Source organism: Pseudomonas sp. UBA6699 (assembly GCF_002454615.1).
Classification (GTDB): domain Bacteria; phylum Pseudomonadota; class Gammaproteobacteria; order Pseudomonadales; family Pseudomonadaceae; genus Aquipseudomonas; species Aquipseudomonas juntendi.
This window is the reverse complement of sequence record NZ_DKJF01000080.1, coordinates 50,614-63,959: the sequence shown is the minus strand read 5'-3', so window position 1 is coordinate 63,959 and position 13,346 is coordinate 50,614. Positions and strand designations below refer to the sequence as shown.

At 62.0% G+C, this 13,346-nt stretch carries 12 protein-coding genes and 1 pseudogene; 6 read left to right on the top strand and 7 right to left on the bottom strand.

Features of this window, described 5'->3' with window-relative positions; all coding sequences use genetic code 11:
* Positions 1-136: 136 nt before the first annotated feature.
* On the top strand, positions 137-1,180 hold the full coding sequence (locus B3361_RS15600; RefSeq protein WP_054904324.1) for a histone deacetylase family protein: 1,044 nt from the start codon (positions 137-139) through the stop codon (positions 1,178-1,180).
* Positions 1,180-2,283 (top strand): polyamine ABC transporter substrate-binding protein, encoded by a 1,104-nt coding sequence (locus B3361_RS15595; protein ID WP_054904323.1) that lies wholly within the window; start codon positions 1,180-1,182, stop codon positions 2,281-2,283. The genes B3361_RS15600 and B3361_RS15595 overlap by 1 nt, the downstream gene beginning before the upstream one ends.
* A 122-nt stretch (positions 2,284-2,405) precedes the next feature.
* On the opposite strand, the gene B3361_RS15590 is transcribed toward B3361_RS15595, so the two are convergent.
* Positions 2,406-3,938, bottom strand: a complete 1,533-nt coding sequence (locus B3361_RS15590) for a PLP-dependent aminotransferase family protein (RefSeq protein WP_054904322.1) — start codon at positions 3,936-3,938, stop codon at positions 2,406-2,408.
* 90 nt (positions 3,939-4,028) lie between these two features.
* On the opposite strand from B3361_RS15590, the gene B3361_RS15585 reads away from it, so the two are divergent.
* Genes B3361_RS15585 through B3361_RS15575 form a run of 3 tightly spaced genes read left to right on the top strand, consistent with a single transcriptional unit; the run spans position 4,029 to position 5,794 of the window.
* Complete coding sequence (locus B3361_RS15585) at positions 4,029-4,658, top strand: FMN-binding negative transcriptional regulator (RefSeq protein ID WP_054904321.1); 630 nt, start codon at positions 4,029-4,031, stop codon at positions 4,656-4,658.
* A 12-nt stretch (positions 4,659-4,670) separates the two neighbouring features.
* Positions 4,671-5,117, top strand: coding sequence for a GNAT family N-acetyltransferase (locus B3361_RS15580; protein WP_054904320.1), 447 nt, complete (start codon positions 4,671-4,673; stop codon positions 5,115-5,117).
* 5 nt (positions 5,118-5,122) lie between these two features.
* Positions 5,123-5,794 carry a GNAT family N-acetyltransferase gene (locus B3361_RS15575; RefSeq protein ID WP_054904319.1) on the top strand — a complete coding sequence of 224 codons (672 nt, stop codon included), beginning with the start codon at positions 5,123-5,125 and terminating at the stop codon, positions 5,792-5,794.
* A gap of 48 nt (positions 5,795-5,842) precedes the next feature.
* Here the strand turns inward: B3361_RS15575 and B3361_RS15570 are convergent, their stop codons facing one another.
* The 4 genes and pseudogenes from B3361_RS15570 to B3361_RS15555 form a co-directional block, all read right to left on the bottom strand.
* Positions 5,843-6,121, bottom strand: coding sequence for a helix-turn-helix domain-containing protein (locus B3361_RS15570; RefSeq protein ID WP_054904328.1), 279 nt, complete (start codon positions 6,119-6,121; stop codon positions 5,843-5,845).
* Positions 6,118-7,443: pseudogene (locus tag B3361_RS15565) on the bottom strand (type II toxin-antitoxin system HipA family toxin). The gene B3361_RS15570 and the pseudogene B3361_RS15565 overlap by 4 nt, the downstream one beginning before the upstream one ends.
* A 215-nt stretch (positions 7,444-7,658) precedes the next feature.
* Positions 7,659-9,467, bottom strand: coding sequence for a sodium-extruding oxaloacetate decarboxylase subunit alpha (gene oadA, locus B3361_RS15560; RefSeq protein ID WP_047149780.1), 1,809 nt, complete (start codon positions 9,465-9,467; stop codon positions 7,659-7,661).
* 98 nt (positions 9,468-9,565) lie between these two features.
* Positions 9,566-10,981, bottom strand: coding sequence for an acetyl-CoA carboxylase biotin carboxylase subunit (locus tag B3361_RS15555; RefSeq protein WP_009684483.1), 1,416 nt, complete (start codon positions 10,979-10,981; stop codon positions 9,566-9,568).
* Positions 10,982-11,185: 204 nt separating this feature from the next.
* Here B3361_RS15555 and B3361_RS15550 point away from each other — a divergent pair, with 204 nt between their 5' ends.
* On the top strand, positions 11,186-12,133 hold the full coding sequence (locus B3361_RS15550; protein ID WP_161891643.1) for a LysR family transcriptional regulator: 948 nt from the start codon (positions 11,186-11,188) through the stop codon (positions 12,131-12,133).
* On the opposite strand, the gene B3361_RS15545 is transcribed toward B3361_RS15550, so the two are convergent.
* Positions 12,075-12,293: a PA3496 family putative envelope integrity protein gene (locus tag B3361_RS15545; RefSeq protein ID WP_080709225.1), complete on the bottom strand. Its 219-nt coding sequence runs from the start codon at positions 12,291-12,293 to the stop codon at positions 12,075-12,077. The two genes, B3361_RS15550 and B3361_RS15545, sit on opposite strands and share 59 nt — an antisense overlap.
* Before the next feature lie 151 nt (positions 12,294-12,444).
* Positions 12,445-13,311: a transcriptional regulator HexR gene (gene hexR, locus B3361_RS15540; protein ID WP_009683527.1), complete on the bottom strand. Its 867-nt coding sequence runs from the start codon at positions 13,309-13,311 to the stop codon at positions 12,445-12,447.
* Positions 13,312-13,346 lie beyond the last annotated feature (35 nt).

The window sequence follows — 13,346 nt, the reverse complement described above, 5'->3', positions numbered from 1 at the left end:
CCGCGAAGCAGCCAGCACAGGAAAACCCGGCCATAGAGCTTGGCCACATCGATCCCCTTTTGGCCAGTTGCGTCGTTCTCCGCCACTGGCCCACCGCTGAAAATGGCCCCACGCCAGTCCCCACCGGAGAACAACAATGCTGACGATCTATTCCGATGATCACCGCCTGCACCATGGCCGCTGCGAGCTGATCGACGGCAAGCTGATGCCGTGTTTCGAAATGCCCTCGCGCGCTGACCATGTGCTCGACCAGGTCAAAAAACGCAACCTCGGTGACATCCAGGGCCCTACCGACTTCGGCCGCGCGCCCTTGCTGCGCATCCACAGCGCCGACTACCTGGACTTTTTCGAAGGCGCCTGGGCGCGCTGGGCGGCGCTGGGCCAGGAAGGCGACCTGCTGCCGTTCACCTGGCCTGCACGCACCTTGCGCCAGGTAAAACCCACCGGCCTGCACGGCGAGTTGGGCTATTACAGCTTCGATGCCGGTGCGCCGATCACCGCCGGCACCTGGCAGGCGGCCTACAGTGCCGCCCAGGTTGCCCTCACCGCCCAGGCAGCGATCCAGCAAGGCGCGCACAGCGCCTTTGCCCTGTGCCGCCCACCAGGGCACCACGCCGCCGGCGAAGTGATGGGTGGCTACTGCTACCTGAACAACGCCGCCATCGCCGCCCAGGCATTCCTCGACCAGGGTCGGCGCAAGGTTGCCATCCTCGATGTCGACTACCACCACGGCAATGGCACCCAGGACATCTTCTACTGCCGCAACGATGTGTTCTTCGCTTCGATCCACGGCGACCCGCAAGACGAATTCCCGTTCTTTCTCGGCTATGCCGACGAAACCGGCGAAGGCGCCGGCGAGGGCTGCAATATCAACTATCCGCTGCCCGCCGGCAGCGACTGGTCTGCCTGGAGCGCTGCCCTGGAAGAGGCTTGCCAGCGCATCGCCAGCTATGACGCCGACGTACTGGTGGTCTCCCTGGGTGTGGACACCTTCAAGGATGACCCGATCTCGCAATTCAAGCTGGACAGCCCCGACTACCTGGAAATGGGCAAGCGTATCGGCCAGCTTGGCAAGCCGACCCTGTTCGTGATGGAAGGCGGCTACGCTGTGGAAGAAATTGGTATCAACGCAGTCAATGTGCTGGAAGGTTTCCAGCGCGCCCAGCCAGGAGCCCGGTAATGGTCCGACTCAGGCGTCTGCTCGCCCCGTTCATCGCTGCCACCCTGTTCACCGGTGCCCTGCAGGCGCACGCCGAGCAGCGCACCCTGCGTGTGTATAACTGGTTCGACTACATCACACCGCAGACCTTGACCGATTTCCAGAAGGACAGCGGCGTCAAACTGATCTACGACATCTTCGACACCAACGAAGCGCTGGAGGCCAAGTTGCTCACCGGCAACTCCGGCTATGACGTGGTGGTGCCGTCCAACGTATTCCTCGCCAAGCAGATCGAGGCCGGGGTGTTCCAGCCGCTGGATCGCAGCAAGCTGCCGAACTGGCAACACCTGGACCCTGCGCTGATGAAGCTGATCGAGGCCAACGACCCAGGCAACAAGTTTGCCGTGCCCTACATGTATGGCACCGTGCTGATCGGCTTCAACCCGGCCAAGGTCAAGGCCGCGCTCGGCGATAACGCGCCGGTGGACAGCTGGGACCTGATCTTCAAGGAAGAGAACATCGCCAAGCTCAAGCAGTGCGGGGTAGCGCTGCTCGACTCGCCGTCGGAGATCCTGCCGCTGGCCCTGCAGTACCTCGGCCTGCCACCGAACAGCGATAAGCCGGCCGACTACAAGAAGGCCGAAGCGCTGATGCTGAAGATTCGCCCGTACATCACCTACTTCCACTCCTCGAAGTACATGGCTGACATGGCCAATGGGGATATCTGCGTGGCGGTGGGTTACAGCGGCAGCTTCTCGCAGGCTGCCAACCGCGCCCGCGAAGCGAAAAATGGTGTGACGGTCGACATGCGCCTGCCGAAGGAAGGCGCGCCGATCTGGTTCGACATGCTGGCGATTCCGAAGAATGCCGCCAACCCGGCAGACGCCCATGCATTCATCAACTACCTGCTGCGGCCCGAGGTGATTGCGCCGATCAGCGATTTTGTCGGCTACCCGAACCCCAACAAGGATGCCACCGACAAGGTGAGCCCTGCGATTCGCAACAACCCCAACCTGTACCCGACGGCGGAGGCGATGGCCAAGCTTTACACGCTCAAGCCGTTGCAGCGCGATGCGGAGCGGGCGCGAACCCGGGCCTGGACGCGGATCAAGTCGGGGACCTGACGCAGTTGGGGCTGCCTTGCAGCCCTTCGCGGATGAACCCGCTCCTACAGGATATGCGCCGCACCTGAGACCACCCGGCCATACCTGTGGGGGCGGGTTTACCCGCGAAGAGGCAGGCAGCCTCAACCCTTGCGCCACGCCTTGCGCAATTTCATCAATGCCGCGGCAATCTCACCCTCCGGGACCGCGGCAAACCCCAGCACCAGACCTGCACGCTTATCCACAGGCACTTCGCTGTCGGCCAGCCAGAAATTGCTCAATGCTGCCACTTCAACGCCGACCGCCTCTGCCTTGGCCACCAGCGCCTGCTCACGCGCAAAGTTATCCACAGACACCTTCACGTGCAGCCCAGCAGCCACTTCGGGCATGCTGCCCAGCCCGGCAATATCCACAGGCCAGCCGGCCTTGAGCACATTGCGCCGGCTCAACGCCGCTTTGCGCATGCGGCGAATATGCCGCTGGAAATGCCCACGGGCCATGAACTCGGCCATCACACACTGGCTGCTGACCTCCGAATGCCGTACTGCCAACGCCTTACCCTGGCTGAAGGCCTGTGCCAACTGCGCCGGCAATACCAGGTAACCCAAGCGCAGCGCCGGGAAGGCGATCTTGCCGAAGGTGCCCACGTACAACACACGGCCGGCCCGGTCGAGTGCAGCCAGCGGGGCCAGGGGCGCGCCACTGTAACGGTACTCGCCATCGTAGTCGTCCTCGATGATCCAGCCATCGTTGCGTTCTGCCCAGCCCAGCAACGCCAGGCGCCGGGCCAGGCTCATGGTTACCCCGGTCGGGTACTGATGGGCGGGCGTGACATAGGCCAACCGGCAACCCGGCAACTGGCCTAACCGTGCGCAATCCATACCCTCTTCATCCACCGGCACGCCGGCGACCTCAGCACCCGCCACTGAAAAGGCGTGCGCCGCCGCCCGGTAGCCGGGGTTTTCCACAGCCACCCGGTCGCCAGGCTGCAACAGCAACTGTGCACAAAGGCTTATGGCCTGCTGCGCGCCACTGGTGATCACTATTTGCTCAGCGGTACAGGTCAGCCCCCGCCAGCCGCGCAAGTAGGCAGCGATCAACTCGCGCAGTGCCGGTTCACCCGCCGGGTCGCCATAACCCAGCTGTGCAGGCGCAGCGTTACGCCAGAAACCCGCTTGCAGCTTGGCCCAAACGTCGAACGGGAACAGATCGAAGGCAGGTATACCCAAACGAAAAGCCCGCGGCGCGCCCTGTTTGGGGGGCGGCAGATGGTGATTTTTCAAGCGCTGCAAAGGCTCGCTCCAGCTGCGCGGGCTGGATAAATCCTCAGTATTTTCGTGGCCAAATGTGGATAAACCTGTTGATAACCCCCGGTATAACCCTGTGGACAGTTGTGTGGATAGTTTCGGCAGCCGGGTTACGTAGGTGCCGTCACCGACTCGGCTTTCGATATAGCCCTCCGCGTACAACTGGTCATACGCGCGCACCACGCTGTTGCGCGACAGCCCCAGCACGGCTGCCAGGTCGCGGGTGGCAGGCAGCCGTGTGCCGCTGCACAGCCGCCCGTCCAGCACCCGCTCGCGTAGCGCCTGGTAAAGCTGCTGGCTCAACCCGCGGCGGCGATCCAGCGAAATCCCGGCCGGGTCGAAAGGCAGGATGAGGGGCTTTTCGTGCATGGCATTGGACCTATGAAAACAGGCAGTAATGGCTCTTACCCAGAACCATTAGCCTGCCTAGGATGGGACCATTCGACAAGGACTCAGGCCATGTACAACAGTAAGCCTCACCAGGAACACGACCTCGCCCGGCTGCAGCGGCACATGCTCGACACGCGTCTGGCCGTGCTGGTCAGCCATGGCGAGCAGGGCCTGCTGGCAAGCCACTTGCCGGTGCTGCTCGACCCCGCAGAAGGCGAGTTCGGCACCGTATACGCCCACTTGGCCAGGGCCAACCGGCAGTGGCAGGACTTGGCGCAGGGGGCCGAAGCGCTGCTGGTGTTTCCCGGGGCCGATGCCTATGTCAGCCCCGGTTACTACCCAAGCAAGGCTGATAACCCCAAGGTGGTGCCAACCTGGAATTACCTGGCCGTGCACGCCTATGGGGTAGCCGACGTGATCCACGACGCCGAGCCATTGCTGGCGATTGTCAGCCGGCTCACCGACCGCCATGAGCACGGCCGCAGTGAGCCATGGCAGGTGAGCGATGCGCCCGCCGACTACATCGACGGCATGCTCCGCGCCATTGTTGGCATTCGCCTGCCGATCCAGCGGTTGCAAGGCGCGCGCAAGCTGAGCCAGAACCGCGCTGAGCAGGACATTGCCGGCGTGCGCGAAAGCCTGAGCGCCAGCCCCGATCACCTGGACAACCAACTTGCCGCGCACATGCGCCTTCTGTGAAGGAGTAGCCCAATGCCCAGCGTTACCCTGTGCCCTGTCACCGCTCAAGATCACGCCGCCTGGCATGCCTTGTGGCAGGCCTACCTGCACTTCTACGAAACCGAACTGGCCGATGACGTCAGCCTCAGTACCTGGCAGCGCCTGCTCGACCCCAACGAGCCAACCCATTCGGCCCTGGCCTGGGTAGATGGCACGGCCGTGGGCATGGTCAACTTCATCTACCACCGCTCCAACTGGAGCATCGAAAATGCCTGCTACCTGCAGGACCTTTACGTGCACAGCGCACAGCGGGGCCTGGGCATCGGCCGCCAGCTGATCGAACATGTCTATGCTGCAGCCAAGGCCGACAACTGCAACAAGGTGCACTGGCTGACCCACGAAACCAACGCCACCGCCATCAGCCTGTACGAGCAGGTTGCCGAGCGCCCGGGCTTCATCCAATTCCGCAAAGGGTTGTAGGCCACATGACTGACGCACTGCACTGGAAACCCGCCGCATCACCCAAGGCCGAGCCCATCGACGGGCGCTTCATCCGCCTGGAAAAACTCGACCCGGTGCGCCACGGCGACGACCTTTGGGCTGCCCTGCAAGGCCCGGGCGCCGACCCGGTACTGTGGGACTACCTGCCCTACGGCCCGTTTACCGAACGCGCTGCCTTCGACCGCTGGCTGCAAGGTAACGCCGCCGGCCACGACCCGCTGTATTTCACCGTGATCGACCGCGCCAGCGGCAAGGCTCAGGGCATCCTCAGCCTGATGTCGATCGTGCCTGACCATGGCCGCACCGAGATCGGCCACATCGCCTTCGGCGCGCCCATGCAGCGCACACCCAGGAGTACCGAGGCCGTCTACCTGCTGGCCAAGCTGAGCTTCGATCTCGGGAACCGCCGCCTGGAATGGAAGTGCAATAACGCCAATGCCCGCTCCAAGCGTGCAGCGCAGCGGTTCGGGTTCGTCTTCGAAGGGGTGTTCCGCAAGCACCTGGTGGTGAAGGACCACAACCGTGATACGGCGTGGTACTCGATTACCGATGATGAGTGGCCGCAGGTGGCGGCTGGCTTCGAGCGGTGGTTGAGTACCGAGAACCAGCGCCCGCAAGGGCAGGCACGAACGCTTGAAGCCTGCCGCAGGAACTGACCTGCACCACCGGTCACGGGCTCACGGGCCTATGATCGGTGCAGTGGCTTACCTGATCAGACTCGCGCGCCTGACAACCCCCATCTGCAAGCCAAATGGCTTGAACACGGCGTTCAACGAGTTCAGCGTGGGGTTACCACCGCCCTGCTCGATCTGGATCAGCGTACGCACGGAAATCTTGCACATGCGTGCAAACTGAGTCTGCTGCATCTTCGCCACCCCCACACGCAGCCGCCGCACGGCAGCACCCAGCTCAAGACTGCCGTTGGAGATACCTTCGCGTACTCCGTCGATCAGCAGCCCACGGGCATCGATGGAAACCGTCATGCCAACCCCCATTCAACCATCCGGCGCTCAAGCCTGCCCAGCGCAATTGCCGGGTGATTCATCACCGCATCAGGCAGCCCCAGGGCGGACAAGATATCCGGCAATGCCAACAGGTGCCGGGCATCCAGCCGCAGACGCTCAAAAGCTTCGCCCGGGTCGACAAATTCGGCCAGTGCAGCACAGGCAGCCTGCCAGTCGATATCGCCAGCCCGCTCTATCGAGGCTGGCCACTTCGTCGTTCGCGTTATCCCTTCCTGATCCATCACCATCGGTGCAAGGTCGTAGATCGGTGCGAGGCGCACGGTGTCACGGGTACGGATGATCGCAGTGTTATGCCCGTGGTTATCGGCATTACCCAGGATCTTGTTGATCAGGTCGCGCCGCAGATAATCGGCAACCAGGTCAGGCAGCTGCCTCCCCTGCCCGGCCAGTTTCCACACCGCGGCAAGCGCCTCGATCGCCTCCAGGTGCCCCAATCGGCTGCCAGGCTCGGTCACGCCACACAGGGAGTACATCGACTCCACGGCAAAGCGTTGCACACCCTGCGCGCAAACCTGCCGGTCGAAGCGTTCCAGCCACAGGCTGGGCTTGGAGCCTTCTTCCAGCGCCATGTATTCAGTGGCCACCGTTTCGATGCCAAGCTGCTGCAACGCCTTGTAGTAGAGCTACTCGGCCCGCAGTATCTGCTGATCATCAGCCAGTGCCTGGTTCCTGGCGAACTTGATGAACCAGTGACGCCGGGCACGTTCATCCGCCAGCACCGCGTCCGGATACAACAGGCCGTTTTCTGCCTCGGTCATCAACAGCTTTGGCGCCTCCCCACCGGCGCCTATCGCGCCACCGATGGCCGCACCTCGCTCATAGGCGTATTCGAGAAACCGTTGATCGCGGGTGATCACATCCTGATGGGCAAACCCGATGGGGTCGGCATAATCCAGTAGCTCAGCCGACTCCTTGATGCGCAGGGTGCCGATTGGCGCCGGAGTGGACCGCCCCAGGAGAAACAGGTCATCCCCCATGCCTTCTGGTTTCTCACAGCCGATATGCCGGAGCAGGAAGCGGTTGGCGGCACCAGCGGGTGCGATGTCGTAAAGGAACGCGGGAGCATGCTGCAGACGATGAGAACCAAAATCCACCGGCAGCCTCGCGCTTGCCGCCTGGCAGAACAGGCTGTCGTATGCCTCCAGATGGGTTTTGACGTACTCGGAGGTATAGCCGAACTCGCAGGGGCTGGAGAGGCCCTTTTCAGGCTCGACAAAGGCGATGGCAACAGCATCATGCCACTGCGCCTGATCATGGAGTTGAAGCGTGAGTCTGTACATTGTTCACCTGCAATTTACCGCATGCGGACAACCGACTCGGTTGATGAATCTGCATCATAGTGCAGATTCCCTGATGTTTCAGTGTAAATTCTGCAATTTAATGCAGATATGGACCAAGATTCACGCTATTCCTGCATTAAGATGCATATTCAAGCTCAAAAAAAAGGGGAGCATCCGCTCCCCAGAGGTAAACCGCTTGTAGATGAGGGCCTGTATCAGCCCTCGATCTCGATCAGGATCTCGCCCGGTGTAACGCGATCGCCCTTGGCCACGTGGATGGCCACGACCTTGCCGGCGATGGCCGCCTGCACTTCGGTCTCCATCTTCATGGCTTCGGTGATCAGCACCGCCTGGCCTGCCTTGACCATGTCACCTTCCTTGACCAGCACATCGACGATGTTGCCGGGCATGGTGGTGCTGACGTGGCCTGGGGCGCTGGCCTGCTTGCGCTTGCTGCTGCCGCCGCCGACAAACTCGTTGAGCGGCTCGAACACCACCTCTTCCGGCATGCCATCGATCGACAGGTAGAAGTGGCGTTTGCCTTCGGCCTTCACACCCACACCGGTGATGTCGACGCGGTAGGTTTCACCGTGCACATCGATGACGAACTCGGTCGGTACGCCTTCACCGCCTGGGGCGGCAGCCACACCGGCTTCCGGAATCGGCAGCAGGGCTTCCGGGGTCAGGGTGCCGGCTTCGCGCTCTTCGAGGAATTTGCGCCCGATATCCGGGAACATGGCGAAGGTCAGCACGTCTTCTTCGCACCGGGCCAAGGCACCGATATCGCCACGCAGCTTGGTCATCTCCGGCTTGAGCAGATCGGCCGGGCGCACGTCGATCACCTCTTCGCTGCCGATGGCCTGGCGGCGCAACTGCTCGTTGACTACGCCCGGGGCCTTGCCGTAGCCGCCCTGCAGGTAAAGCTTCACCTCGTTGGTGATGGTCTTGTAACGCTCGCCGGCCAGCACGTTGAAGAACGCCTGGGTACCGACAATCTGCGAGGTCGGGGTGACCAGCGGCGGGAAGCCAAGGTCTTCGCGGACCCGCGGAATCTCGGCCAGCACCTCGTTCATGCGGTTGAGGGCGCCCTGCTCCTTGAGCTGGTTGGCCAGGTTGGAAATCATCCCGCCGGGAACCTGGTTGACCTGCACGCGAGTATCCACCGCGGTGAATTCGCTTTCGAACTGGTGGTATTTCTTGCGCACCGCGTAGAAGTACAGGCCGATTTCCTGCAACAGCTCCAAGTCCAGGCCGGTGTCGAACTCACTGCCCTTGAGCGCAGCGACCATCGATTCGGTACCTGGGTGGCTGGTGCCCCAGGCGAAGCTGGAAATGGCGGTGTCGATGTGATCGGCGCCGTTTTCCACTGCCTTGAGCTGGCACATGGCAGCCAGGCCAGCCGTGTCGTGGGAGTGGATGAACACCGGCAGCGACTGCTCGGCCTTCAGGGCCTTGACCAGTTCACCGGTGGCGAACGGCGTCAGCAAGCCGGCCATGTCCTTGATCGCGATCGAGTCGCAACCCATGGCCTCCATCTGCTTGGCCTGGTTCACGAAGGCTTCGATGGTGTGCACCGGGCTGACGGTGTAGGCAATGGTGCCCTGGGCGTGCTTGCCAGCGGCCTTGACCGCCTCGATGGCCACGCGCAGGTTACGCACATCGTTCATGGCGTCGAAAATACGGAATACATCGATGCCGTTGACTGCCGCCTTGGCCACGAAGGCCCTGACCACGTCGTCGCTGTAGTGGCGGTAGCCCAGCAGGTTCTGGCCGCGCAGGAGCATTTGCAGGCGGGTGTTGGGCAGCGCGGCGCGCAGCTTGCGCAGGCGCTCCCACGGGTCTTCCTTGAGGAAGCGCACGCAGGCGTCGAACGTGGCACCGCCCCACACTTCCAGCGACCAGTAGCCGACCTTGTCGAGCTTTTCGCAGATCGGCAGCATGTCTTCGGTACGCATGCGGGTGGCCAGCAAGGACTGGTGGGCGTCGCGCAGGATCGTGTCGGTTACGTGAATTTTCTTGGACATTGTTATCTCCTCGTAGCGGCAAGCTTGAAGCTACAAGCTGCTAGAAAAAGCTGATCTGCTTCTACTTGCAGCTTGCCGCTTACAGCTTGCTGCTGCATTCATAGGCCTGCGTGGGCGGCGATGGCAGCGGCGATGGCCAGGGCCAGCTCTTCGGGTTTGCGCTTGATCGAGTAGTTGGTCAGTTCAGGGTGGCTTTCGACGAAGCTGGTGTTGAACTGGCCGCTACGGAATTCCGGGTTACGCAAAATTTCCTGGTAGTACGCAGCGGTGGTCTTCACCCCTTGTACACGCATGTCATCCAGGGCCCGCAGGCCGCGGTCCATGGCTTCTTCCCAGGTCAGCGCCCAGACCACCAGTTTCAGGCACATGGAGTCGTAGAACGGTGGAATGGTGTAGCCGGTATAAATCGCCGTGTCGGTGCGCACGCCCGGGCCGCCAGGGGCGTAGTACCGGGTGATCTTGCCGAAGCTGGGCAGGAAGTTGTTCTTCGGGTCTTCGGCGTTGATACGGAACTGCAACGCGTAGCCGCGGTGGTGGATGTCTTCCTGCTTCACCGACAACGGCAAGCCTGAAGCAATACGGATCTGTTCACGGACGATGTCGATGCCGGTGATTTCCTCGGTGATGGTGTGCTCCACCTGCACCCGGGTGTTCATTTCCATGAAGTACACCTCGCCATCGGCGAGCAGGAACTCCACGGTGCCGGCGTTTTCGTAGTCCACTGCCTTGGCAGCGCGCACCGCCAGGTCGCCGATATAGGCGCGCTGCTCAGGGGTGAGCTGTGGGCTTGGGGCGATTTCGATGAGCTTCTGGTTGCGGCGCTGGATCGAGCAGTCGCGCTCGAACAGGTGCACTACATTGCCGAAGCTGTCACCGAGAATCTGCGCCTCGATGTGCTTGGGGTTGACGATGCACTTTTCCAGGAAGACTTCGGCCGAGCCAAATGCCTTGGTTGCTTCGGAAATGACCCGCGGGAAGTTCTGCTCCAGTTCTTCACGGCTGTTGCAACGGCGGATACCACGGCCACCGCCACCCGAAGTGGCCTTGAGCATGACCGGGTAACCGATGCGGTCACCTTCGCTCAGGGCTTCGTGGATATCGGCAACGTTACCTTCGGTGCCCGGGGTTACCGGCACACCGGCGGCGATCATGGTACGGCGTGCTTCGGTCTTGTCGCCCATGCGGCGAATCACGTCGGCGGCCGGGCCAATGAACTTGATCCCGCGTTCGGCGCAAATCTCTGCCAGCTCGGCATTTTCCGACAGGAAGCCATAGCCCGGGTGCAGGGCATCGCAACCGGTTTCCACCGCCAGGTTCACCAGTTTGCGCGGGTTCAGGTACCCGGCCAGCGGCTCGGCACCAATGCTGTGCGCCTCGTCAGCACGCTTGACGTGCAGGGCGTGGCGGTCGGCGTCGGAATAGATCGCAACCGAGCGAATGCCCATCTCGGCGCATGCACGCACGATCCGAACTGCGATTTCACCTCGGTTGGCGATCAGGATTTTTTTTATCACTGGAGTCTTCCCAAAGCCGTAGGAACAGTCGAGCCGGTTCTACCGGTCGGCGCGTGACCAGACGTTGCTGGCCAGTCGCGTATTCACCCTAGCGCCATGGGTTGATAAACAAAAATCAATATTTGTTAGGGGCTGTATTAGCAAAAGCTTATAGTTGGGTAACAAGGTATTGCCGATGAGCCGACAACTATGCGTAAGTCCTTGATGCGTATGACTTTACGACAATTGCAGATCTTCAACGAAGTGTGTGATTTGCGTTCGTACAGCCGCGCTGCGGAAGAAATGGCGCTCACACAACCCGCCGTTAGTCTACAGATCCGGCAGCTCGAAGAGCTGATAGGCCAGCCACTGTTCGAGTACGTTGGCAAGAAACTCTACCTGACCGAAGCAGCCGAGGCCCTGCAGCGTGCCAGCCGAGATATCTTCGGCCGGCTGGAGAGCCTGGACATGCAGCTGTCGGACATGCAGGGCTCATTGCAAGGTCAGTTGAAGCTGGCGGTCGAGTCCAGTGCCAAGTACTTCGTTCCGCACTTGTTCGCGGCCTTCAAGCAACGTCACCCGGAGGTCAACCTGACCTTGACGGTGGTCAACCGTGCCCAGGCCATTCGGCGGCTTTCCGACAACCGCGATGACCTGATCATCATGTCCATGGTGCCCCAGGACATGGGCCTGGAGTTTCTGCCTTTCCTCAACAACCCGATCGTGGCCGTGGCGCCGCCACAGCATCCGCTGTGCAAGCTGGAGCAGCTGCGCCTGCAGGATCTGGAACCGCATACCCTGCTGGTCCGCGAGCAAGGCTCAGGGACGCGCAAGGCGTGCGAGGAGTACTTCAAGGACAAGCGTGTGCATTTCACCCAGACCCTGGAAGTGGCGTCGGCCGATGCCCAACGCGAATGCGTGATCGCAGGTCTCGGGGTGGCGTTGCTGACCCGCCACGCGGTGAACCTGGAACTGGCCACCGGCGTGCTGACCGAACTGCCGGTGGAAGAGCTGCCCCTGTACCGCAGCTGGTGCGTGGTGCAGGCCAAGGCCAAGCGCCAGTCGCCGGTGGCCTTGGCGTTTCTGGCGTTCATCCGCGGCGAACGTGCGCTGATCAGCGGGCTTGTTGAACGTTTTTCGGGGAGGCTGCCGCAGACGCCTGCCACACCGTGAGCGCTTGCAGGTCTGGGTAGTCCGCCAGCTCGCGGAGCAATTGACGCTGGTCGCAATAGCTTTCGATCGCCCGCCGGTATTCCATGCGGCGCTGATCCTTTTCCTGCTGCTTGCGAGCCTTGGCGCTGGGTTGATACGTACCGTCGAAGTCACGAGCCATTGCCTGTCTCCCAGATAGGATGCGGGAGCTTCAGACTGGCCTGGCAGGTTTACGGTTTAGCGGTGAAATGGTGACAAAACAGTGAAATCTGCTTTGCCGGTGCCGGCCCCTTTCGCGGGCAAGCCCGCGAAGGGGCCGGCACAGACTGAATTCAGTCGTCTGTAGCCTTGATCGACTTGGGCGACAAACGCAGGCTGCGCAAACTGCGTTTCACGCTTTTCAGGTGGTTGACCAGGCTCGGCCCACGCGCCATGGCCACACCCATGGCCAGTACGTCGATCACCACCAGGTGGGCAATGCGCGAGGTCAACGGGGTATAGATTTCGGTGTCTTCATGCACGTCGATCGCCAGGTTGACCGTCGACAACTCGGCCAGCGGTGTCTGGCTAGGGCACAGGGTAATCAGGTTGGCCCCGCTCTCGCGTACCAGGTTGGCGGTGATCAACAGGTCCTTGGAGCGGCCGGACTGGGAGATACACACGGCCACATCGCCCGGCTTCAAGGTCACCGCCGACATGGCCTGCATGTGCGGGTCGGAATACGCCGCCGCGCTCAGCAGCAGGCGAAAGAACTTGTGCTGGGCATCTGCCGCTACAGCCCCCGAGGCACCAAAGCCGTAGAACTCCACACGCTGGGCCTGCGCCATGGCGCTCACCGCCTGCTGCAGCGCCAGCGGGTCGAGGTGCTCGCGCACCTCCATCAGGGTGTGCAGGGTGGTGTCGAAGATTTTCAGGCTGTAGTCGGCGACCGAGTCGTCTTCGTGGATGGCGAACTGGCCGAAGCTGGCCCCGGCGGCCAGGCTCTGCGCCAGCTTCAGCTTGAGGTCCTGAAAGCCCGTGCAACCGATGGCCCTGCAGAAACGCACGATGGTGGGTTCGCTGATACCTACGCTGTGCGCCAGGTCGGCCATGGAGCTGTGCATGACGGCAGCCGGGTCGAGCAGCACGTGGTCGGCCACTTTCAGTTCCGATTTGCGCAGCAGGTGGCGCGATTGGGCGATATGTTGCAACAGATTCACGGGCTGGACTCGGTTATGATCGGCTGGCCGGGTTG